The organism is Taklimakanibacter deserti (assembly GCA_003574785.1).
Window position 1 is genome coordinate 468,642 of record QORU01000004.1, and the last position, 23,074, is coordinate 491,715.

The 23,074-nt window shown below is 63.6% G+C and carries 20 protein-coding genes and 1 pseudogene; 9 read left to right on the forward strand and 12 right to left on the reverse strand.

The features are described from left to right. Positions 1 to 5 precede the first annotated feature (5 nt). The 3 genes from DS839_RS10880 to DS839_RS10890 form a co-directional block, all read right to left on the reverse strand. Positions 6 to 1,379 carry a PepSY-associated TM helix domain-containing protein gene (locus tag DS839_RS10880; RefSeq protein ID WP_119270320.1) on the reverse strand — a complete coding sequence of 458 codons (1,374 nt, stop codon included), beginning with the start codon at positions 1,377 to 1,379 and terminating at the stop codon, positions 6 to 8. 74 nt (positions 1,380 to 1,453) lie between these two features. Further along, positions 1,454 to 1,861, reverse strand: a complete 408-nt coding sequence (locus DS839_RS10885; RefSeq protein ID WP_119270321.1) for a hypothetical protein — start codon at positions 1,859 to 1,861, stop codon at positions 1,454 to 1,456. Further along, positions 1,861 to 3,282: an amidase gene (locus tag DS839_RS10890; protein WP_119270322.1), complete on the reverse strand. Its 1,422-nt coding sequence runs from the start codon at positions 3,280 to 3,282 to the stop codon at positions 1,861 to 1,863. The genes DS839_RS10885 and DS839_RS10890 overlap by 1 nt, the downstream gene beginning before the upstream one ends. Positions 3,283 to 3,407: 125 nt before the next feature. Here DS839_RS10890 and DS839_RS10895 point away from each other — a divergent pair, with 125 nt between their 5' ends. After that, positions 3,408 to 5,120, forward strand: a complete 1,713-nt coding sequence (locus DS839_RS10895; RefSeq protein ID WP_162918438.1) for an adenylate/guanylate cyclase domain-containing protein — start codon at positions 3,408 to 3,410, stop codon at positions 5,118 to 5,120. 6 nt (positions 5,121 to 5,126) lie between these two features. Here the strand turns inward: DS839_RS10895 and DS839_RS10900 are convergent, their stop codons facing one another. The 7 genes from DS839_RS10900 to DS839_RS36395 all read right to left on the reverse strand — a co-directional run bounded on the left by DS839_RS10900 (position 5,127) and on the right by DS839_RS36395 (position 11,832). Then, on the reverse strand, positions 5,127 to 5,825 hold the full coding sequence (locus DS839_RS10900) for an anti-sigma factor (protein ID WP_119270324.1): 699 nt from the start codon (positions 5,823 to 5,825) through the stop codon (positions 5,127 to 5,129). After that, positions 5,812 to 6,360: a sigma-70 family RNA polymerase sigma factor gene (locus DS839_RS10905; protein WP_368911479.1), complete on the reverse strand. Its 549-nt coding sequence runs from the start codon at positions 6,358 to 6,360 to the stop codon at positions 5,812 to 5,814. Before DS839_RS10905 ends, DS839_RS10900 begins: the two co-directional genes overlap by 14 nt. A gap of 436 nt (positions 6,361 to 6,796) precedes the next feature. Further along, complete coding sequence (gene glcF / locus DS839_RS10910; RefSeq protein ID WP_119270326.1) at positions 6,797 to 8,140, reverse strand: glycolate oxidase subunit GlcF; 1,344 nt, start codon at positions 8,138 to 8,140, stop codon at positions 6,797 to 6,799. A gap of 72 nt (positions 8,141 to 8,212) precedes the next feature. After that, positions 8,213 to 8,713 (reverse strand): flavin reductase family protein, encoded by a 501-nt coding sequence (locus DS839_RS10915; RefSeq protein ID WP_162918439.1) that lies wholly within the window; start codon positions 8,711 to 8,713, stop codon positions 8,213 to 8,215. A gap of 73 nt (positions 8,714 to 8,786) precedes the next feature. After that, positions 8,787 to 9,533, reverse strand: a complete 747-nt coding sequence (locus DS839_RS10920) for an IclR family transcriptional regulator (protein ID WP_119270328.1) — start codon at positions 9,531 to 9,533, stop codon at positions 8,787 to 8,789. A 9-nt stretch (positions 9,534 to 9,542) separates the two neighbouring features. Beyond that, positions 9,543 to 10,742, reverse strand: coding sequence for an LLM class flavin-dependent oxidoreductase (locus tag DS839_RS10925; RefSeq protein ID WP_119270329.1), 1,200 nt, complete (start codon positions 10,740 to 10,742; stop codon positions 9,543 to 9,545). A 124-nt stretch (positions 10,743 to 10,866) separates the two neighbouring features. Next, positions 10,867 to 11,832: a helix-turn-helix domain-containing protein gene (locus tag DS839_RS36395; protein WP_162918440.1), complete on the reverse strand. Its 966-nt coding sequence runs from the start codon at positions 11,830 to 11,832 to the stop codon at positions 10,867 to 10,869. Positions 11,833 to 11,966: 134 nt separating this feature from the next. Between DS839_RS36395 and DS839_RS10940 the strand changes: the two genes are divergently transcribed. Together DS839_RS10940 and DS839_RS10945 are read left to right on the forward strand one after the other, a co-directional pair. Then, a complete protein-coding gene (locus tag DS839_RS10940; protein WP_119270330.1) occupies positions 11,967 to 13,508 on the forward strand; it encodes an FAD-binding oxidoreductase in 1,542 nt (513 codons plus the stop codon). Between the two features lie 109 nt (positions 13,509 to 13,617). Next, a complete protein-coding gene (locus DS839_RS10945; RefSeq protein ID WP_119270331.1) occupies positions 13,618 to 13,815 on the forward strand; it encodes a hypothetical protein in 198 nt (65 codons plus the stop codon). Here DS839_RS10945 and DS839_RS10950 read toward each other — a convergent pair whose 3' ends face one another. Beyond that, a complete protein-coding gene (locus DS839_RS10950) occupies positions 13,816 to 14,676 on the reverse strand; it encodes a DMT family transporter (RefSeq protein WP_119270332.1) in 861 nt (286 codons plus the stop codon). An 88-nt stretch (positions 14,677 to 14,764) separates the two neighbouring features. Here DS839_RS10950 and DS839_RS10955 point away from each other — a divergent pair, with 88 nt between their 5' ends. Next, a complete protein-coding gene (locus DS839_RS10955) occupies positions 14,765 to 16,174 on the forward strand; it encodes an aminotransferase-like domain-containing protein (RefSeq protein ID WP_119270333.1) in 1,410 nt (469 codons plus the stop codon). Here the strand turns inward: DS839_RS10955 and DS839_RS10960 are convergent. Beyond that, positions 16,161 to 16,577 (reverse strand): annotated as a pseudogene (locus DS839_RS10960) (L,D-transpeptidase); the annotation flags it as partial. The gene DS839_RS10955 and the pseudogene DS839_RS10960 sit on opposite strands and share 14 nt — an antisense overlap. 311 nt (positions 16,578 to 16,888) lie before the next feature. Here DS839_RS10960 and DS839_RS10965 point away from each other — a divergent pair. The 5 genes from DS839_RS10965 to DS839_RS10985 all read left to right on the forward strand — a co-directional run bounded on the left by DS839_RS10965 (position 16,889) and on the right by DS839_RS10985 (position 22,901). Beyond that, entirely contained in the window at positions 16,889 to 17,206 is a 318-nt protein-coding gene (locus DS839_RS10965; RefSeq protein ID WP_119270335.1) for a hypothetical protein, read from the forward strand. A 100-nt stretch (positions 17,207 to 17,306) separates the two neighbouring features. After that, the gene (gene carB / locus DS839_RS10970) at positions 17,307 to 20,693 is read left to right on the forward strand and encodes a carbamoyl-phosphate synthase large subunit (RefSeq protein ID WP_119270336.1); all 3,387 of its coding nucleotides are present in this window, start codon (positions 17,307 to 17,309) and stop codon (positions 20,691 to 20,693) included. Positions 20,694 to 20,869: 176 nt separating this feature from the next. Then, complete coding sequence (locus DS839_RS10975; protein WP_162918441.1) at positions 20,870 to 21,847, forward strand: fatty acid desaturase family protein; 978 nt, start codon at positions 20,870 to 20,872, stop codon at positions 21,845 to 21,847. 174 nt (positions 21,848 to 22,021) lie between these two features. Beyond that, on the forward strand, positions 22,022 to 22,495 hold the full coding sequence (greA, locus tag DS839_RS10980) for a transcription elongation factor GreA (protein ID WP_119270338.1): 474 nt from the start codon (positions 22,022 to 22,024) through the stop codon (positions 22,493 to 22,495). Positions 22,496 to 22,571: 76 nt separating this feature from the next. Further along, positions 22,572 to 22,901, forward strand: coding sequence for a DOPA 4,5-dioxygenase family protein (locus DS839_RS10985; protein ID WP_119270379.1), 330 nt, complete (start codon positions 22,572 to 22,574; stop codon positions 22,899 to 22,901). Positions 22,902 to 23,074 lie beyond the last annotated feature (173 nt).

Sequence of the window (23,074 nt, forward strand, 5' to 3'; positions counted from 1 at the left end):
TGCTGTCAGGCCATGCGCTGCTTGAGGCGGCGCGGCAGGATGAGATCGATGGCGAGCGCCAGGACGAGCGTCAGCCCGACCAGCGGAAAGACGATGCCGGTCGCCGCTGCGATGAGGAGGATGGTGCGCGGAACGCGGTAGTCGGCCGGATAGTTGGGCGCGCCGAGGGCGCCTTTGGGACGCCGCTTCCACCACATGACGGTGGCCGAGACCGCCATCAGGATGATGGCGAGACAGGTGCTGAGCATCACCAATTGGTTGATGCGGCCGAATTCCTGGCCCTGATGCACGCTGATGCCGAACTCGATCGCCTTGCCGACCGGGCCCAGTTCCTTGAACCCGCCGTCGAACAAGGGCTTGCCCGTATACTGGTCGAGATGGATGACGCGCTCATCGCCGACGTGGTCGGGGAAGATGGAAGCGGAATAGACGCCCGCTTTGTCCTGCGGCAGGTCGATGAGATAGCCTTTGCTTATGTGGAGCGCGTCGAAGATCGGCACCGCTTTGTCGAGGCCGATCGGCTCGCCCATGACCATATGGCTTTCGGGCATCGGCGTGTTCTCGAGCGACCATGAGGTCTGGGTCATCGCATGGCCGGCATGCTCGTTGGATTTCGGCACGTCGTTCCAGAACTGCGCCGGGTAGCCGAAGCCATACTGGTCGGCATATTTGTTGAGATGGGCGCCCCAGAAGCCCGACCAGGGCAGGCCGGTGATGGCGAGGAAGAAGATGAGCGCCCCGACGATGGAGCCGGTCACCGCATGGAGGTCGCGCCAGAAAAGACGGGCTCGGGGTCGCGCGCGCACGCTCATGACGCCGCCCGTCTGGCCGCGCGGCCACCACAGATAGAAGCCGGTGACGACGAGGACGAGCGTCCAGCCTGCGACGATCTCGATGATGCGGTTGGGCAGCCAGCCGAAATAGTCGAGGCTGTGGACCTTCTTGAGGAATTGCATCAGCGGCGTTCGCGACGATCCGGAATCGGCGAAACTGCCGGTGACGTCTCCCGTATAGGGATTGACGAAGACCGACATTGGGCCTTGCGCCGCGCTGTCGATGCCGACCTCGGCGGTTCTGTCCGAGGCTTCGGGTGGCGCATAGCGGAAAGGCGTGCCGGGGACGGCGGCCTCGGCGCGCTTCACGATCTCGGAGGGCTTGAGGGTCTCCGCATCGCTCGGCGCGACATAAAGCTCCTTCGCATAGACGATCGCGTTGATTTCATCCTTGAACAAATAAAGGCTGCCGGTGATGGCGAGCGAAACGAGGAACGGCAGGACCAGCAGCCCTGCATAGAAGTGCCATCTCCATATGGCGCGGTAGAGCAGCGCTGAAGGCGACGATGGGGCAAGGGCCTCCTGTGGCAAGTCGGCGACGGACATGAAATTCTCCATGAGACATGGCAGACGGCGCCGGGAAGGCGCCAGTCATTGGATCACTACGGATGGAAAAGGTTTCAGGTTGTCGCTGGAGGTCCGCGCGACTGGATGTCCGAGGTGAAGAGGCCCAATGCCGGCAGCGCGAAATCCTTGGGCTGCGGGACGGCGAGGGCCAGTTGGACGAAGAAGGGTTCAACCGCGGCGTCGGCGGGCGGCGGTGCGGCGGAGGCGCCGGCGAAGGGACAGGCGGTGGAGCACAATATGCATTCCGGCTGATGCTGCACCGGCTTGCCGGGCACCGGGCCCGAGCCCGGCATGGTGCAGATCTCGACCGCCGCGAGATCGCGCAGCAAGAGGAATTCCGCCGTGGGCGCGGGCTTCGGCAGGATGCCGAGCAGGATCGGGAGCAAGAGAAGATAGAGGGTCGCCAGGGCGAAGCTCGCCCTTCCGCGCCTCAACATCTCGAGCAAGCTCCCGCTTCTCATCACTGCTCCTTGGCCGTGCCATCGAGCGGCGGCCGCCGCTTGTGCCAGTCGCTCGCCTGTTCATAAGCGTGGGCGGCGCGCAACACTGAAGCATCATCGAACATTCGGCCGATGATGTGAAGCCCGATCGGCAATCCGGCTTTGGTGAGGCCGCAGGGCACGCTCGCCGCCGGCTGCTGGGTCAGGTTGAAGGGATAGCTGAAGGGCGTCCAGTTCACCCATTTGCCGGTGCCGTCCGCATCGGGCGACAATTTGCCGGCCTCGAAGGCCGAGATCGGGAGAGTGGGCGTCACCAGGAGATCGTATTTCTCCATGAAGTGACGCATCTGGGTTCCGAGCGCGCCCCTGGCCTTCACCGCGTCGAAATAGTCTTCCGGCGTGATCGTGAGCGACTGCTTCAGGACGTCGGCGAGGCCCGGATCGAGCAATGCCTTCTTGTCTTCGGGCAGGCGCGAGAGCAATGCACGCGCCCCACACCACCAGAGGACGCGGAAGATGGGACCGGGATCGGCGAAGCCCGGATCGATCATATCGACCTTGGCGCCGAGGCCGCGCAGCACCTTGACCGCCTTCTTCACCGCATCGGCGACTTCCGGATTGACCTCGGCATGGCCGAGCGCCGGGCTGAAGGCGATGCGCAAGCCCTTGATGCCCTTGTCGAGCCGCTTGGTGTAATCGCGCCCGTCATAGGGTAGCGAATGCCAGTCGCGCGCATCGGGCTTGGCGATGACATTGAGCATGATGGCCGCATCCTCGACGCTGCGCGTCATCGGGCCCGTATGCGCCACGGTGCCGAAGGGCGAGAGCGGCCAGGCCGGCACGCGGCCGAAGGACGGCTTCAGGCCGAATATGCCGGAGAAGCCGGCAGGGATGCGAATCGAGCCGCCGCCATCGGTGCCGAGCGCCAAAGGCGCATAGCCCGCGGCGACCGCAGCCGATGAGCCGCCCGATGAGCCGCCGGGCGTCTTCGTCACGTCCCAGGGATTGCGGGTGATGCCGGTGAGCGGAGAATCGGTGACGCCCTTCCAGCCGAATTCGGGCGTCGTGGTGAGGCCGATGAGGACGGCTCCCTCCTCGCGCAAGCGGGCGACGGAAGGAGCATCCTGGTCCCAGGCCTGGTTGCGCTCGACGGTCTTCGAGCCGCGCAGCGTCGGCCAGCCCTTGGCCAGGATCAGATCCTTGACCAGCGCCGGCACGCCGTCGACGGCGCCCAGGGGTTCGGCCTTGCGCCAGCGCGCTTCGCTGGCCTTGGCATGCTTGAGCGCCGACTTCTCGTCGACAAGGCACATGGCATTGAGCTTGAGATCGTGCCGGGCGATCTGATCGAGGCACGCGCGGGCGACCTCGACGGGCGAAAGTTTTTTCCTGCGATAAGCTTTGACGAGCTTCGCCGCGCTCAGCCAATTGAGTTCGTCCGCCATGTACCCTCCGATTGGGAGCCGGAGACTAGCAGACGTTCCTCGCCGTCGCGACCGGTTTGCATCGGCAATCATCAGCTGTCTTGGGGGTGAGTTTATGCAATACTTACGGCACTTCGGGCACAATGATGGAACGCCGGCTCATAACCATCCTCGCCGCTGATGTTGTCGGCTATTCGGCCCTGATGCAAAGGGACGAAGCAGGAACGTTTGAGCGCCTGAAGGCCGATCGCAGGGACCTCATTGAACCTAAGGTCAGGGAGTTTCGGGGGCATATCTTCAAGCTCATGGGCGACGGCTTCCTTGCCGAATTCGCAAGCGTGGCCGATGCCGTCGAATGCGCTGTCGCCTTGCAGCAGGACATGCTTCTGCGCAACACCGAGCGGGCAAGCGAGGCCCGCATCGATCTTCGGATCGGCATCAATCTTGGCGACGTGATCATCGACGGTGACGACCGGCAGGGCGACGGCGTGAACATCGCCGCGCGCCTTGAAGGGATAGCAAGATCGGGTGGCATTTGTATTTCCGCCAAGGTCCACAAGGAGATTCGTGGAAAGCTCGCGCTCAAATTCGAGGATCTGGGTGAAATATCGCTCAAGAACATCGCCAAGCCGCTGCGGGCTTTCCACATCTCGCAGGACGGCCCAGTCGCCGAGGAAGACACGAAAGCGGCCGACGACGAAATACCTTCGGTCGTGATCCTGCCTTTCACGAATATCGGCGGCGAGCCGGACCAGCAATATTTGAGCGACGGCATCAGCGAAGACATCATCACCGAGCTTTCACGCTTTCATTCCATTCGCGTCATAGCCCGGAACTCGGCCTTCCGATTCCGGGGCTTGGCAGTCGATCTCGCCGAAGTGCGGCGTAGGCTCGGTGTCCGCTATATCGTGGAAGGCAGCCTCAGGAAGATCGGCGACCGCCTTCGCATCAACGCGCAGCTCATCGACGCAACGAGCGGAAGCCACCTTTGGGCAGAACGCTTCGACTGCGCCCTTCAGGATGTCTTTTCGCTTCAGGATCAGGTGGTGACGACAATCGCATCTACGGTGGAAGGCCGTGCGGCGGCAGCCGGTGCGAAGCAAACGCAAAGAAAGCCGACATCGCAATGGGCGTCCTATGACTATTTCTTGCGGGGCCGGGAATTCGCCTGGCAATATAGAGAGGAAGAAGCCCTGCCCTTCTTCCTGCGCGCCATAGAGATGGATCCGGACTTCGCACCGGCCCATGCGTGGTGTGCGATAGCGCTTGTCGGGTGCTATTGGTTCGACGGCAAGGCGGAAACACTGGAGAACGCACAGAAACGCGCACAGCGGGCGCTTTCACTCGACAGCAGCGACGCACTGAGCCATCAGGCCATGGGCTTTGTTCTGCTACACAGCAAGCAGCATCGTCTGGCGGGCATGCATTTCGAACGTGCCCGGCGGCTCAATCCTGCGGATGTCGGAATCATGACCGACCACGCAAACTGGCTGAGATATGGCGGAAGACCCGAGGAGGCTCTGGAGATTCTGGATGCAGCGATGCTGAGGGATCCCTATCCGCCAGTCTGGTATTGGGATGTTCGTGGATGCGCGCTGTTCGACTTGAAACGATACGAAGAGGCGATCAACGCTTTCCAAAATATGCCACCCGAGAGATTCTTTATTCCGGCCAGTCTGGCGGCGGCTTATGCAATGGCAGGTCAAATACGCAGAGCGCAGGAGGAAGCCAACCTCGCTCAAAGGCTCAAGCCTGACCTTTCGATCAGCGATATCGCGGCCTTCTCGCCCTATGCGAACGAAACCTTGCTGGCGCCGTTCCTGCAAGGATTGCGAATTGCAGGGTTTCCGGAATCGTGAACAACTTCACTCGGTGGCGACAAGCTTGCCCGTATAGAGGACGGGTCCGGTCGGCGCACCGGTGGGCGAGCCGCCCTGCGGCTCGAGGCTGATGGCGAAGACCGTCTCGCCGAGCGTCGCCGGGTCGACCTTGCCGAGATATTCGGTCGGGATCTTGAGGCTCGCATCGATGACGCCGAGCGATTGCGGCGCGGCGCGCCCGCCGCCGACCGCCCACAATTCGTAGGTCTTGCCGGCTTCCGCCTGGCTGCCCAGCCGCTTCACGCTGATCGTGCCGTCCTTGAGGTCGATCGCGGCGACGAAGGCCGGTCCCGGCCCTTCCGGCTGCAGCACGGCGACATAATTGCCGGGCGCCTGCAGCGGGGCCGGCTTGAACAGGATGAAGAGCGCCAGGGCCGCGGCAATGGCGGAGGCCGCGAGCGACACGCCGCGCCAGAAGGAGACGCGCCGCGTGAGATCCACGACATTGTCGGAGGAAGCGGCCGAGCCGATGCTGGCAAGGATGCGTTGGCGCAAGGCCGGCGGCGGTGCGACGCCCGGGACCGCGAGCAGCAACGGAGCTAGGCGTTCGGTCCACTGATCGACGGCCGAGGCGAAGTCGCTGTTCTGCGACAGGAGCGTCTGCGCTTCCAGGCGTTCGTTGGCCGAGAGCGTGCCCAGCACATATTCGCCCGCCATCTCCTCGAGGGTTTCATCGAGCGCCATCGAGACACTCCTTGAGGGCGATGAGGCTGCGCCTCAGCAACGTCTTGACGGTGGTGACCGGCCGCTTGAAGCGCTCGGCCAATTCCTCGCGCGTAAAACCCTGGCGATAAGCGAGCAGGACCATTTGCTGCCTTTCGTCCGGCAGGCGCTGCAGGCAGTCCTTGAGCTGCCGGAGCTCGCCCGCCTGTCCGGCGAGCGCCTCGGGGTCGGGTGCCGAGTCGGCGATCGATTCGTCGATCTCGCTGGAAGCGGCCGACAGCTTCTCGGCCGAGCGGCGTCTCAGGTCGATGGCTTGGTTGCGCGCGATCGTCGCCATCCAGGCCATGGGGCTGGCGATCGTCTCGTCATAGGATTTGGCCCTTTGCCAGATGCGTACGAAAGTTTCCTGAAGCGCATCTTCGGCGAGCTCGGCACGCGGCAGGATGCGTCCGATGACCCCGAAGAGCCGGCCCGAGACGAGGTCGTAGAGCCGGCCAAAGGCGGCTCTGTCGGCCTCAGCTACCTGGGCGAGCAATTGCCTGAGTTCGCTGTCCATGATCCCCACAGCAATAGGCATGAATGTCAGCACAATAGCCATGTCCCTCATTACGGACCAGCCCCGTATTCAGGTTGCAGGCCGAAGCTGACGCAGCGTCGGAAAAGCTAAACGCAAGATGAACGGCCTGTTCAGGGTCGATTACGGCGTCCTCCACTATTCTGGGTCGTAAGTTAGGAGACTCACTTGGAGGACGAAATGCCCAAACACCCGGCCCCTGCAGCCCAGCTGACAGACGCGATCGCCGTGGTCTTCCGACGTCTCAAATAGCGAATTCCCCAATTCCGGGAAGCGGTTGCGCGGTCTAACACCCGCCCCTCTCGCAGACAGCGTTGCTGCTTTCCGGAACCCTCCTCCCCAGCGGCTCACTGTCCCCCCGATCCCCTCGAACGAGCCGCTCAACTAAGCCCCCTCATGGGGGCTTTTTTTATCCCGGCTACCAGATGCCGTTGGTGTCGGGCGCCGGAGAGTCGTTTTTCGCAGGTTGCCGAAGCGTCATGGATGCCAGCGCCAGGGGAACGGGCCCTCCGCTCGCCCAGTCGAGGAGCTCGACCGTGTGCAGCACGGGCAGGCTGGAATACCCGGCAATCTGCACCATGCAGCCGATGTTGCCGGTGGCGATCATGTCGGGATCGGTGCTGTGAATATGCCGGACCTTCCTCTCGCCGAGAATCGCGGCGGTCTCCGGCTGCAGGAGATTATAGGTGCCGGCGGAGCCGCAGCAGAAATGCTTCTCCGGGATATCGAGCACCTCGAATCCCGCCGCCCGCAGCAAGGCTCTGGGCTCGCGTGTCACTTTCTGGCCATGCTGCATCGAGCAGGGATCGTGATAGGCGACGCGATAGGCGCCCTTGCCTTCGACGACAGGAAGACCCGAAGAGGCCAGTTCCTCGCTGATATCGCGCGCCAGCGCGGCGATCGTTTGTGCCGGCCCCTGCATTTCGGCGTCGTGCGCGAAGAGATGCCCGTAATCCTTGACCGTGGTGCCGCAGCCCGAGGCATTGACGATGATCGCATCGAGGCCTGCATGCTCCTGCTCGCGAAGCCAGGCGAGGATATTGGCGCGCGCGAGCTTCTTGGCTTCCTCTTCACGGCCCATATGCAGGGAGAGCGAGCCGCAGCATCGGGCCCCGTCCGCGACCACCACCTCCGCGCCCTGGCGCTGCAGCAACCTGATGCTGGCCGCATTGATGTTGCCGTTGAGGGCCTGCTGCGCGCATCCCGCCAGCAGGGCGACGCGCCGGCGCCTTGCGCCATGGGCCGGATGAACGCGCGCCCCCAATATGCCGGGCCGGGTTGTCGCGGGCACTCTGTCGAGAAGCGCCTTGAGCGCTGCCGGCAACACGCGCCGAACCGGCTTCGCGGCGCGTGCGAGGGTCAGCGAGAGATTGAAGAGCCGCGGCCGCGTCAGGATTTGGGCGAGTCCGGCGCGCATCAGCCGCTCGGCTGCCGATCGCCGGTGATGGCGCTCGATATGCGCCCGCGCCCGGTCGACGAGATGCGCGTAATCGACCTTGACCGCGCAGGTCGACATGCAGGACAGGCAGGAAAGGCACGAGTCGATATGGCGGACCGTCCGGGGATCGGGCGCGCCTCCCTTCTCGAGCATGGCGCGGATCAGGTCGATGCGCCCGCGCGGCGATTCATTCTCGTCACGCGTCAGCACATAGGTCGGGCATGCATTCGTGCAAAACCCGTAATGCACGCAGGTCTTGAGAATTCCATTCGCTTCGGCGATCTCAGGATCGCGCAGCTGGTCGTCCGTGAATGATGTCTGCATGAGGCGCAGGATAAGCGGCTTCGTTCGTGGGTTCCTGCCTCGCGGCGCATTCCGGCTTGTCCGCCGGCGCAATCAGTGCTTTGCCAGGCGGTAATAGGCGCCGTCGCCATAGAGCAAGGGATCGTGGTCGGGCCGCACCTTGACTTCGACGACGCGCCCGAAGACGACGTCATGGGTTCCGATGGGATGCCGATCGAACATTTCACAGAAGATGTTGGACTGGGCGTCTTCGAGGAACGGCACGCCGGCGCCATCCACGCGCCACTGGCCCGACAGGAACCGGCTGTCGCGCAGATGCGAGCTGGCGAAGCTCCCGATGAGCGCATGGTGATCGTGATGCATGGCGTTGATGCAGAACCGCCTCGAGGTGATGAGAGCGGGATGGAGCGTCGCTTCACGATTGACGCAGATGAGGCAGGTCGGCGGCGCCATCGAAACCGAAGTGACCGCTGTCGCCGCCATGCCGCGCCATTCGCCCTCAGGCCCGCATGTGGTGATGACCGAGACGGTTCCCGCGAAGGTCCGCATGGCGGTGCGGAAGCTTTCTTCGATATGGCCGGCGACTTGCGTCATGACCTCCTCATCGAACGATCCGGCAGTGCCGTCAAAGCCGGTCGGCGCATCAGGCGCAAAGTTGCGGGATTTCTCATATCTGATGAGCGAGCCCACGCCATTCGCGCCGCAAGGCCTTGCGGATCATCTGCCGGTCGCGTTCGGGCCTCAGGCTTTCGAAGCTCACCGCGATGGCGAGCTTCTCCTCGCGGTGCTGGTCGAGCAGCGGCGTGGCGAAGCAGCTGAGCTGCGGATCGAGTTCGCCGTCCTCGACATGGAGCCCCTCGTCCTGCGCCTGCCGCAGCGCGCCCGCGAGCTCCTTCCAGCGGGTCTTGGTCCGCTCCGTGAAGGCGGGATAAGGCTCATTCGGCAACAGAAGCGGCCGCTGCACGGGAGGCACGCTGCTGAGCAAGGCCCGCCCGGCGGCCGAGGCCCACAGCGGATAGCTCGGCCCGATCTCGACGGCGATCATCGCGCGCCGGTTACTGGCGAGGCGCGCCAGCGTGACCGCCTCCGATCCGACGAGCTGGACGAGATAGACCGTCTCGCCGCAGCTGTCGGCGACCCGCGCCATGGGCGGTGCTGCGATCTGGATCAGCCGGTCGATCCAGGCGGACGCGAGGCGCAGCGAGCGCGTGCCGAGCGTATAGTGGCGATTGGGCAGGCGGCTGGCATAGTTGTGCGCGATGAGCGTCGCCAGGAGGCGCGAGACGGTCGCGGGGTCGACGCCGAGTTTCTCCGCCGCCTCATGGGCACGGATTCCGGCGGGCGCCCGCCGCTGCATCATGTCGAGGAGGTCGAGAGCCCTGGCGACCGAACGGATTTCTCCCTCCCGCGCCATGTGAGCACCCTATGCCCTGCCCGCTACCGCGTCCGGGAATTGGGGAATGACCTTCTCGCCGAAGAGCCTGATGGACTCGAGCATGCGCTTTTGCTCCGTGATCCCGCCATACATGACGAAGATCATATATTCGACGTTGAGCTCCTCCTTCAACCGCTGGATTTCCTCGCCGACCTTGTCGGGCGTGCCGACGATCTGGAAGCCGCTTTCGATCATCTGCTCGAAGGTCTTGGGCACCGGCCCTTCCTGGCCCTTCATGCGCAACGCCTCGAAGAAGCCGAACTCGCCCAGCCAATGGGTCCAGAAGGCCGAGCCCTGCCGCGCCGTCTCCATCGCCTCCTCATGCGTGCGTCCGACGGCGAGGTTGCGGCACAGCACGACGCCACCCTTGGGCGAGTATTCGCCGAAGCGCAGCTTGCGTCCGTGCTTGGCAGCTTCGTCGCTATAGGCCTGGAATACCCAGCGCACGATGTCGAGATTGGCGGCCAAGGTGACGACCGAGCTGCCGATCCTGGCCGACCAGTTGAGCGTCTCCGGGCTTTGCGTCAGCGTGGTGAAGAGCGGCGGGTGCGGCGTCTGCCGCGGCTTGGGCACCGTCGCCACCTGCTTGAGCGCGCCTTCCGCGACCCCGGCATTGAGTTTCGCCGTAATCGGATGCTTCCATTCGAGCCCGCGCGGCGGCACGGAGATGAATTCGCCTTCGAAGTCCCACAGGTCCTCGGTCCAGGACCGGCGCATCACTTCGAACCACTCCTCGACGATGCGCCGGTTAAGGGCCTCCGTCTCGGCCTTGCCGGTGCCCGCGGCATTGGCCCTGAAATGCTGGCCCATGACGCCGACCGATCTTGGCTGATAGCCGCGGCTCAAGCCGATATCGAGACGCCCGCCGGTCAGATGGTCGGCCATGGCGATGTCTTCGGCGAGCCGCAAGGGGTTCCAGTTCGGCAGCACCAGCCCCATCTGGCCCTGCCGCAATCGTTTGGTGTGCTGGGCGAGATAGATGTTGAGCATCAGCGGATTGGGGGTCACATGGTACCCCTCGATCTCGAAATGATGCTCGGCGAACATCATCGATGTCCAGCCGGTCTCGTCGGCGCAGATCGCCTGCTCGCGCAGATCGTCGATCGTGTTGGCATAGCGTCCCCGGTCGAGGCCCCAAAGGCCGGCGCCGAGCTCCGCCTCCGATGCGACGGCGACGGGGTAAAACATCCCGAATTTCACGATGAGCCCTCCAAACGTTTCCTCTCACGACATTTTTTTGTTCTTCATGAGCCATGTCGTCGGTGCGGAGGTCAATGTTCGGTCTTGCGCCTGGCGCAAGTCGTATCGAATTTCATGGCTGGGCTTGACCCGGCCATCCATCGCCGCGCCTGGCGGCACGATAGTCGCGCGGCGAGATCCCATAGCGCGCCTTGAAGACCCTGCTGAAATGCGAGAGCTCGCGGAAACCCCAGTCGAAGGCGATCTCGGAAATGCTCTGCCGGTTCAACATTCCGTTGTCGAGCGCGCCGCGGCAGGCCTCGAGCCGCTCGGCCAGCACCCAGGCGCCGAAGGTCGTGCCCATGCGCTGGAAGCGCAGATGCAGCGTGCGCACCGATATGCGCAGATGCGCCGCCGCCATCGGCGGCGACAATTCCGGCCGATGCAGGTTGCGACGCAGGAAGGTCAACAGCGTCTCGGTCGGCAATTCGCAGGTTTCACGCTGGAATGAGGCCGGTATCGTGCTGAGCGCCAGGAGATTGCAGATATTCTCGACCAGGAGATCGGCGGCGGAGTGTATGACAGAGCCCGTACATAATTGGGCGAGATGGGCGCCCGCGAGCTCGGCGAAGATGCTTTCACCACCCGCCTTGATCGGCAGCGATCTTCTGAGCCACGGCGCCCTTTCCTCCAGCATGCGCCTTGGAATCAGCATCAGCGTGCGGCTCACCGGGGTGGGAAAATCGACCTGGAAGGACCTTTCGACATCGACGATGCCGATGTCTCCCGCTTCGAGGAGCACCGAAGCTTCGCCCTGGACGATCCGGCTCCGGCCTGATTCCTGCCAGCTCACCAGATAGCCGCCCTCACCCGAGCGCAGGACATGGCCGCGATTGCGCACGATCCGGTGCGGCTGGGAGGCGAAGCGCGCCACTTTCGTCATGCCACCGGCAAAGCTCGAAATGCGCGCCTCGAAGCTCTCCGACCCGCGGCGTTCGGCATCGACATTGAGGATCGCCTGGCACACGGCATCGCGCCAGTAGGAAAAGCGCAAACGGGGTTCGGTATCCCCTGTCGACCATAAGGTTTGGGTCGTCATGACGGGCAATCTATCGCAAGCGTGACGGCGGGGCCAGTGCGCCTCGAGATAACTCGGCTTGCACTGCCGGATAAGACTCATGTCCGTGCAATCATTTAGGACTCGTCCGTCGCGGGCCGTATCAGGAGGCAGCCATGGATGACCGCCCTTCCCGTCTGAAGGCATTTCTCGCTGAAATCGCAGCCGAGCTCGGCGAAGCCAACATCAACCGAAGCGCGGAGACGCTCAGGCGCTATGGCGAGAACACATTGCCGGGCGGCGACATCCTTCCCGCGGCGGTTCTTTATCCGGGCTCGACCGGCGATGTTCAGGCGATCGTGCGCGCGGCGAACGCCCATCTGGTTCCGCTCTATCCGGTCAGCACCGGCAATAATATCGGGCTCGGCAGCCGCTCCCCCAATGAGCCCGGACAGGTCGTGATCGATCTCGGCCACCGGATGAACCGTATCCTCGAGATCAACGAGACGCTGGCCTATGCGGTCGTCGAACCGGGCGTCACCTATCAGGCGATGTATGACGAGCTGGTTCGCCGCGGCAACAAGCTCATGCTCGACGTGACCTCGGGCCCGCCGGAAGGCGGCATGCTCGGCAATGCGCTCGACAAGGGAGCGGGCTACGGTCCCTACTTCGATCATTTCGGCTTCGCCTGCGGCATGGAAGTGGTGATGGCGAATGGCGACATCCTGCGCACCGGCGACGGCGCGCTCGACAGCGCCGACGTCTCCAACTGGCATACGTCGAAATATTCGTTCGGTCCGATTCTCGACGGCCTGTTCGCGCAATCGAATTACGGCATCGTCACCCGCATGGGCATATGGCTTCTGCCGCGCCCGCCGGCCGTCCGCTCCTTCCACTTCGTCTACGAGAACGACGACGATCTGGAGGAGATCGTCGATCTCTGCCGGCCGCTCAAGCTCTCGAATTTCGTGCCGACGCTCTTCCGCGTGACCAATGATCTCTATCTGTGCGGCACCGAGGGCGAGAGCCCGGAATATCGCCAGAGCGGCGGCAAGCGCGCCATCTCGCATGAAGGCCGGCGCGCCTTGCGCAAGAAGCACGGGCTCGGTGCATGGAATGTTTCCGGCGCCTTCTATGGTGCCAATGACGCCGCGATGGAGCCGATGATAGGGCGGGTGCGCGCGCATTTCGGGCAGTCGGGGAAGGCGCGCTACATTCCACATGAGGAGGCGCTCGAGATCGGACCTCTCGCCATCGCCATCAATGCCTTTTCCGGCGTGCCCGGCGTCGGCGAATTGGGGCTGCTCAAATGGCGGCCGGGCGGCGGCAACAGCTGGTTCCTGCCCGGCACGCCGATGATCGGCAGGATCGCCAATGAATTCCAGCGCCTCTGCCGCGGCATCTATCAAGAGCACGGGCTCGACTACACGGTGATGAATGTCTGTTCGGCCCGCTTCGCCCGCGGCCTCCATGTCCTTGGCTTCAACCGCGAGGACGAGGATGAACGCCTGAGGGCACAAGCCTGCTATCGCAAGATGGCCGAGGAGGTGGCACGCCGCGGCGTCTTTGTCGGCCGCTCGCCGGTCGACTTCCACGACTTCCATATGGGCCAAGCCATTGTGCCGTTCAGGACGGCCTGCGGAAGGATCAAAAAGGCCCTGGATCCGAACGGCATATTGGCGCCTGGCCGGTATGGAATTCGAGAAATCCCCTTTTAAAACAATTGATTCACTAGATGAACGCCAGATGAACGGCCCATTCAGGCCGGGTTCGAGAGCCCCGTGGCATTAGACTCGCGACAACTGTTAGTGCCTTTGAGAGGGCGTCATGAGAACCGCTGTCGCAACCCTGCTCCTGGCCGGCTTCCTGCTCAATGCCGGAGCCTTGGCGAGTGACAATCGCGCCTATTTGCGCGCCAAGGTCAAGGAAGCGAACATCACCGTGATGACGAAGAACCAGGCTTGGCCGGCGCGTCACCCGATAACGCTCGAGCCGTGCTCCGGGTCCGGCTGCTTCGGCGCCTGATCAGGCGAATCTCTTGGCCCCCGCCACGCAGGCGACAATTCCCAAGGTCACGATGAACATGGCGGCGCTCACCTGCTCGTTGAGCAGCAGCGCCGCCAGCATCAGTCCGAAGAACGGCTGCAGCAACTGCAGCTGACCGACGGTGGCGATGCCGCCCAGCGCCAGCCCGTGATACCAGAAGAAGAAGCCGACCAGCATGCTGAAGACCGACACATAGGCGAGGCCGATCCAGGCGGGCCCGCTGATGCCGCTCCAGCTTGAGGGCCAGGCATAGGCCATGATCAGGCCCATCACCGGCAGCGCGATGACCAGCGCCCAGCAGATCACCTGCCAGCCGCCGAGCTTGCGTGAGAGCCGCGCCCCTTCGGCATAGCCGAGGCCGCAGACGATGATCGCGCCCAGCATCAGCATGTCGCCGAGGGGTGCTGCGGTGACGCCTTGCGCCAGGGCAAAGCCCACCACCAGCGCGCTGCCGAGCACGGAGAACAGCCAGAAAGCGGGCTTCGGCCGTTCGCCGCCGCGCAGCACCGCGAAGATCGCGGTCGCCAGCGGCAGGAGGCCGACGAACACGATCGAATGGGCCGCCGTGATGTGCTTCAGCGCCAGCGCCGTCAACAGTGGAAAGCCGACGACGACACCGAGCGCCACGATGACGAGCGGCACGATGTCGGCACGCTGCGGGCGCCGCTGACGGAAGAGGAGGAGCACGAGGACGGCGAGCAGTGCCGCGATCGAGGCGCGCGCCACGGTGAGGAAGACTGGATCGAAATCGGCAACGGCGGCGCGCGTCGCCGGCAGCGAGCCCGAGAAGATGACGACGCCGAGAAATCCGTTGATCCAGCCGATGGCGGTTCTGTCCATGGGTTCCTTCTGGCGCGCCGGCCCTGGAACCTCCAGAGACAGAGGAGTACAATCGGGGCGAACTGTACTGATACCAGGACCCATACAGATGGACCACCATCCATCCGCCGCAGCGCCTCCAACCCGCGTCGAGCAGGTCATCCAGGCGATCCGCGACCGCATTGCCGCCCGCATCCTGAAGCCCGGCGCCAGGCTGCCCTCGATCCGCGGCTTCGCCGCGGCGCAGGGCGTCTCCAAATCGACCGTGGTCGAAGCCTATGACCGGCTGGTGGCGGACGGCACCATCGGCTCGCGCCGGGGCTCCGGCTTCTTCGTCGCCGGTCCCTTGCCGCCCCTCACCTTGGCCGAGATCGGGCCGAAGCTCGACCGCGCCATCGATCCGCTCTGGGTGTCGCGCCAGTCGCTCGAGGCCGGCGACAGGATGCTGAAGCCCGGCTGCGGCTGGCTGCCTTCGTCATGGATGCCGCAGGAGGCGCTGCGCCGGGCCATGCGCGCTCTGGCGCGGCGCCGGCATACACCCTATCTCACCGATTATGGCGAGCCCCGGGGCCTCGCCCCCTTGCGCCAGTTCCTGTCGCGGCGCCTCGCCGAGCAGGGCATCGAAGCCCCGCCCGACCAGATCCTCCTGACCGATTCCGGCACCCAGGCGATCGATCTCATCTGCCGCTTGCTCATCGAGCCGGGCGACACCGTGCTGGTCGATGATCCCTGCTATTTCAACTTCATTGCCATGCTGCGCGCCCATCGCGCGCGGATCGTGAGCGTCCCCTATACGCCGTCCGGCCCCGAGATGGAGAGCTTCGCGAAAGTCCTGGCCGAGCATCGCCCGCGCCTCTACATCACCAACTGCGCGCTTCACAACCCGACCGGCGCCACGCTCTCGCCGGCACAAGCCCATCGCCTGCTCAAGCTCGCCGAGGCCCATGGCCTCACCATCATCGAGGATGGCATCTTCATGGATTTCGAGCGTGAGCCGGGCCAGCGCCTCGCCGCCTTCGACGGGCTCGAGCGCGTCATCCATATCGGCAGCTTCTCGAAGACACTGTCCGCCGCCTTGCGCTCGGGCTTCATCGCCGCGCGTCCCGAATGGATCGACGGCCTCATCGACATGAAGCTCGCCACCTCCTTCGGCAGCGATCCTTTCGCGGCCGAGCTCGTCTTCGCCGTCCTGAGCGACGGCTTCTACCGCAAGCATGTCGAGGGCCTGAACCGGCGCCTCGCCCAGGCCATGGGCGAGACCCTGGAACGCCTGAAGGCGCTCGGCCTCGAGCCCTGGCTCGAGCCCAAGGGCGGCATGTTCCTGTGGATGAAGCTTCCGGGCGGCCTCGATTCGGCCGATGTGGCAAGGCGCGCTTTGGCCGAGAACATCGTGCTGGCGCCGGGCAATGTGTTCAGCCCGACCCGGTCGGCGGGGAATTATATGCGCTTCAACGTGGCGCAGTCGCGCTCACAGCGTCTGTTCACGGTGCTGGAGAAGGCGCTGGTCAGTTCACGATGACCTTGGCGCCGACCTTGGCGCGGCCATAGAGATCGATCACATCGTCATTGGTGAGGCGGATGCAGCCCGATGAGGTCGCATAGCCGATAGTCCAGGGCTGAACCGTGCCATGAATGCGGTATTCAGTGGCGCCGAGATAGAGCGCCCGTGCCCCCAGCGGATTGTTGGGGCCACCTTCAACGAAGTCCGGCAGGTCAGGGTGGCGCTTCAGCATTTCGGCGGGCGGGCGCCAGTCGGGCCATTCGGCCTTGCGGCTGATGTTTTCGACCCCTTTCCAGCTAAAGCCCGACCGGCCGACGCCGATGCCGTAGCGCAGCGCCCTGCCGTCATCGAGAACCAGATAGAGGAAACGCTTGCGGGTCTCTATGATGATCGTACCCGGCGCTTCGCTCGAGGAATAATCGATTTCCCGGCGCTTGAAGCGCGGGTTGACGCTGTAGGGCGAGGCTCCGCCGCCGAGGAAGTTTTGACGGCAATGGTGCGCCCGCGGTCGTTCTCGGCCTTAGCCGGAGAAAGCGCCACAGCCACACCGAAAATCGCAACGATTCCTGCAACAATCAATGATTTCAAAAGCATGAGCCGTCCCCCAAACACTCTCGCCCTATTCATCGCCGGGTGGCGGCCATTTCGTCAACGATGAACGACGGATGAAGCCGCCATTCAGCGTCTATTTTTCGCTGCTGTGGCAAATGCGTCACGCTGGAGTCATTGAAAATGTTCCCCCGCTTCCTTGTTCTGATCGCCGCCGCCCTGACCTTGTCCGTCTCGATCGCCAAGGCCGATACGGCGACGCGCACCTATTTCAACCCGGCCGTCTTCGGCAAGCCGGTGGCCTTGTGCATGTCGGACCGCACGAGCTGCGGCAAGCCCTCGGCTGACGTGTGGTGCCGCGACAACGGCTTTGCCAAGGCTCTCACCTTCGAAAGGCTCAGGACCGCCGACAAGTCGCTGGTCTTCCGCCAGATCAAATGCATCAACCGCGAAGCGACGGTCGCCGCGGCCTCTGGCGAGCCCGTGACGGCCACGCCGTAATCTCCCAGAAATGGTCGTTCGAACTGCCGCTGATGCGGCATTTCAGCGATGGTGAATCCCCTTGGCTTCCCGGGATTCCCCGTGTAGGGAACCCCCTCGCATGCCAAAACGTACAGATATCAAATCCATCCTCATCATCGGGGCGGGACCGATCATCATCGGCCAGGCCTGTGAGTTCGATTATTCCGGCACCCAGGCCTGCAAGGCCCTAAAAGCCGAGGGCTATCGGGTCGTCCTGGTCAATTCCAACCCGGCCACGATCATGACCGATCCCGACCTGGCGGACGCCACCTATATCGAGCCGATCACGCCCGAGATCGTCGCCCGCATCATCGAGAAGGAGCGCCCCGACGCGCTGCTCCCGACCATGGGCGGCCAGACCGCGCTCAACACCGCGCTCTCCCTCAACCGCATGGGTGTGCTGGAGAAATTCGGCGTCGAGATGATCGGCGCTAAGGCCGATGTGATCGACAAGGCCGAGGACCGCGAACTGTTTCGCGAGGCGATGAAGAAGATCGGCCTGGAAACGCCCAGATCCATGCTGGCCAATGCCTCGGCCCTCAAGGAGGCAGATCGCGAGCAGTTCGCCCAAGAGGTCGAGAAGCTGAAAGCCCAAGGCGGCGATGTCGAAGCCTATGAGCGCGACTGGGTCGCGACCGAGCCCGAGCGCCTCAAACGCTACCGCAACCGCGCGCTGGTCGAGGCTTTCGAGGCCATGCTCGAGATCGGCCTGCCCTGCATCATCCGCCCCTCCTTCACCTTGGGCGGAACCGGCGGCGGCATTGCCTATAACCGCGAGGAGTTCTTCGACATCGTCGAGAGCGGGCTCGACGCCTCCCCCACCGCCGAAGTGCTGATCGAGGAATCGGTGCTCGGCTGGAAGGAATATGAGATGGAGGTGGTGCGCGACCGCGACGACAATTGCATCATCATCTGCTCCATCGAGAATGTCGATCCGATGGGCGTGCATACGGGCGATTCGATCACCGTCGCCCCGGCGCTGACCCTGACCGACAAGGAATATCAGATCATGCGCAACGCCTCGATCGCGGTCTTGCGCGAGATCGGCGTCGAGACCGGCGGCTCCAATGTGCAGTTCGCGGTCAATCCCGAGAACGGCCGCCTCGTCGTCATCGAGATGAATCCGCGCGTGTCGCGCTCTTCGGCGCTCGCCTCGAAGGCAACCGGCTTCCCCATCGCCAAGGTCGCGGCGCGGCTTGCCGTCGGCTACACGCTGGACGAGCTCGCCAACGACATCACCGGTGGCGCCACGCCTGCCTCTTTCGAACCGACCATCGACTATGTGGTCACCAAGATCCCGCGTTTCGCTTTCGAGAAGTTCCCCGGCGCCGAGCCCACCCTCACCACCGCGATGAAATCGGTCGGCGAGGTGATGGCCATTGGCCGCACCTTCCAGGAATCGCTGCAGAAGGCTTTGCGCGGCCTCGAAACCGGCCTCACCGGGCTGAACGAGATCGAGATCGACGGCATCGGCGAGGATGACGACAAGAACGCCATTCGCGCCGCGCTTGCGGCACCGAGGCCCGACCGCATCCTCAAGGTGGCGCAGGCTTTGCGGCTCGGCTCATCCGTCGATCAGATCCATGCGGCCTGCAAATACGATCCGTGGTTCATTCGCGAGATCGCCCACATCGTGACGATGGAAGAGAAGATCCGCGAAAGGGGTCTGCCCAGGGACGCCGTGAACTTCCGCGCGCTCAAGGCCATGGGCTTCTCCGACCGCCGCCTGGCCGAGCTCATCCGGGGAAGCGAGGACAGAGTACGCGCCCACCGTCATAAGCTCGGTGTCAGGCCGGTCTTCAAGCGCATCGACACCTGCGCCGCCGAATTCGCTTCCCCCACCGCCTATATGTACTCGACCTACGAGACGGGCCTTGCCGGGGACGACGGCAATGAGGCGCGCCCGTCGGCCAAGGAGAAGGTCATCATCCTGGGCGGCGGCCCCAACCGCATCGGCCAGGGCATCGAATTCGACTATTGCTGTTGCCATGCCTGCTTCGCGCTGCATGATGCGGGCTATGAATCGATCATGGTCAACTGTAACCCCGAGACCGTGTCGACCGACTATGACACGTCCGACCGGCTCTATTTCGAGCCCTTGACCGCCGAGGACGTGCTCGAGATCATTTGGGCCGAGCAGTCGAACGGCACTCTCAAGGGCGTCATCGTCCAGTTCGGCGGCCAGACGCCGCTCAATCTCGCCCATCCGCTGGAAAGTGCGGGCGTGCCCATCCTCGGCACGACGCCGGACGCCATCGATCTCGCGGAGGACCGCGACCGTTTCGCCAAGCTGCTCAGGAAGCTTAAACTGCGCCAGCCCAAGAACGGCATCGCGCGCTCGGCGGCGGAGGCGCGCAAGATCGCGAAGGCCATCGGCTTCCCGGTCGTCATCCGGCCATCTTATGTGCTGGGCGGACGCGCCATGGAGATCGTGCGCGACGAGGCGCAGCTCGGCCGCTACATCGCGGAAGCCGTCGTCGTCTCGGGCGACAGCCCGGTGCTGATCGACTCCTATCTGTCGAACGCCATCGAGGTCGATGTCGATGCCATTGCCGACGGCAAGGATGTGTTCATCGCCGGCGTGATGGAACATATCGAAGAAGCCGGCATCCATTCGGGCGACAGCGCCTGCTCGCTGCCGCCCTACTCCCTCAAGGCTTCGATCGTAGCTGAGATCGAGAAGCAGGCGCGCCAGCTCGCTCTGGCGCTCAAGGTCGTGGGCCTCATGAATGTGCAATTCGCCGTCAAGGACGACGATGTCTACATCCTCGAGGTCAATCCGCGGGCCTCGCGCACCGTGCCCTTCGTCGCCAAGGTCATCGGCGAGCCGGTCGCCAAGATCGCCGCCAGGGTGATGGCGGGCGAGACTCTGGCCAGCTTCAAGCTCAAGCACAAGAAACTCAATCATGTCGCTGTGAAAGAAGCGGTTTTTCCATTCAACCGCTTCCCGGGCGTCGATGTTCTGCTCGGACCGGAAATGCGCTCGACCGGCGAGGTCATGGGCCTCGACAGGAGCTACGACATAGCCTTCGCCAAGAGTCAGATTGGTGCGGGCATGCGCGTGCCGCTCGCCGGCACCGTCTTCATCTCGGTCAAGGACGCCGACAAGACGCGCATCCTGCCCGCCGTCAAGAAGCTCATCGATCTCGGCTTCCGCATCTGCGCGACGGGCGGCACCCAGCGCTTCCTCGAGGCCAGGGGGCTCGACTGCACCAAGGTCAACAAGGTGCTGGAGGGCCGGCCCAATGTAGTCGATGCCCTGAAGAATGGCGAGATCCAACTCGTGCTCAACACGACGGAATCGAAGGCGTCGGAATCCGATTCAAAGCCGATCCGCCAGACGGCGCTGTTGCAGAAGGTTCCCCATTACACGACCCTTCCCGGTATCCTTGCGGTCACCAAGGCCATTGCCGCCCAGAAGGCCGGCACCCTCGACGTACGCCCGCTGCAAGATTATCATGCCTGATGCCGGCCGGATGGGGGTTGGACAGGCCGGGAATCGGGCTCACTAGGCATTCTTGAATCCAAAGGGCGTAGTTAAGGACGGTTCGCTGCACAGCGGATAAGCGAAGAATGGCATTTGGAAGAGAGTCTCCGTCCCCCAACGCGATCTCGCCCCCGTCCGGGGAAGGAGAGCGAAGCGTGACGCCGCTCGCCGCGAGATTGAGCGGCGGCATGGACAAATCCTCGCTGCGCCATCTCCCGCAGAAACAGAATATCGCCTTTTCGACCTTCGCCATCCTGTTCCAGCTGGCTGGCCTCGCTCTGACGCCGATGATCTGGGCCTGGAGCGGCCTTGCCTTCTTCGTCTATCTCCTGGTCTATGGCTATGCGACGGTGATGAGCTGGCTCCTCATCCACGAGGCCATCCACTACAAGCTTCTGCACAACCGCCAGGCCAATGACTGGCTGGGCCGCGTCCATGCCATCCTCTTCGGCTGCCCGTTCCATATCCTCAAAGTCGGGCATATGACGCATCACCGCTACAACCGGAGCGAGCTCGACACGACCGAGCTCGTGCCTCGAGACACGCGTCATTTCCTCCTGTGGTGGCTCGCCTATTATGCCCGCATCCTTGGCGGCCTCTATATGTCCGAGGTGCTGGCGCCGCTGATGTTCTTCTTCTGGAAGCGCGTCAGGCGCGTCATCCTGGCCTTCACCCAGAACCGGGCGGTCGCCACCATCCTAGACATGTTCACCCGCCGCATGGTTGAGACCATCCAGTTCGATGCGGTGTTGAGCGTCGGCTTTATCGCGCTGCAATGCTATTGCAACTGGGACGACCTCACGCCCTTCGTTCTGCTGTTCTTCTCGCGCGGACTGATCGTCTCCTTCTACGACAATGCCTATCACTACGGCACCGATCCCAATGACCCGGCGGCAGCCAACAATCTCTCGGTGCCCGCCTTCGTGAAGCCCTTCATCCTCAACCACAACATGCATCGGGTGCACCACCGCCACCCGCTCGCCTCCTGGGCGAGCCTTCCCGATCTCTTCGTGGCCGATGCAGACAGCTTCGCCGGCGCCCTCATGGGGACCGGCCTGAAGCAGCTCAAAGGGCCCATGCGCCGGCCTCCCGAGCCCTTCAAGGAAACCGAAATTCGCCAGGCAGCAGAATAACTTAACGCGACTCTTGAATTCCTGGCCGCCTTAAGCCATGTTTGTGGGCTGTTCCAGGGGATGGCGCCTGACCGGCCGTCCATCGGGAACGGGTTTCCGCTCACACGGATGCATTTGACCCGGCGCGGCTTCTGGCCCCGCCGGAAAGAGTTGAACTGACGGATTTGAGACGCCATGGACAAGGTTCCGATGACTGCGGCAGGCCATGCCGCCATGATGGATGAGATCAAGCACCTGAAGTCGGTGGAGCGACCGCGCATCATCCGCGCCATCGAGGAAGCGCGCTCGCATGGCGATCTGTCCGAGAATGCGGAATACCATGCTGCCAAGGAGCAGCAGGGCTGGACCGAGGCGCGGGTCGCTGAGCTCGAGGACAAGATCAGCCGCGCCGAGGTGATCGACATTTCCAAACTGTCGGGCGACACGGTGAAGTTCGGCGCCAAGGTCACCCTCGTCGATGAGGATACCGAGGACAAGTCGATCTATCAGATCGTCGGCGAGTTCGAGGCCGATGTGAAGAAGGGCATGATCTCGGTGTCGTCGCCGATCGCGCGCGCCATCATCGGCAAGCGCACCGGCGATTCGGTCGAGGTCGCCACACCGGGCGGCGGCAAGAGCTACGAGATCGTGAAGGTCCGTTTCAACTGATCGTGCCGCGATCCGACGAATGACAAGGCCGGGTATTCCCGGCCTTTATCTTTCATACAGCGAGAAGAACATATCCATGACCACGATCACCGGCTATCACGCCCATGTCTATTATGATGCGCCGCAGAAGGCGGATGCCCAGCGCTTGTGCGAGGCTTTGCGCGATCGTTTCGGTCTTCCGATGGGCCGCCTGCATGACGGCGCGGTCGGTCCGCATCCGCGCGGCTCGTGCCAGCTCACCGTCAGCCCGGAGCAATTCTCCGATGTGATGCAGTGGCTCATCGCCAACCGCCGGGGCTTCACCATCTTCGCCCATGCGCTCTCGGGCGATGAGATCAAGGACCATACCGATCATGTGATCTGGCTTGGACCGTCGGAGCAGCTCGATCTGTCGAAGCTCGCCTAAGGCCTGTTTACAATCATAGTAGCTGGGACGATTCCCAAATCATCGGAAATTTGATTCAAGGCTGAAAACTGGAGGGCAGCCTTGATTCGATTGATGTTGAACGATGCGCAATGGCAGCGCATTGCGCCGGAACTGTCTGGAAAGCCGGGCGATCCCGGTCGCAGTGGACGCGA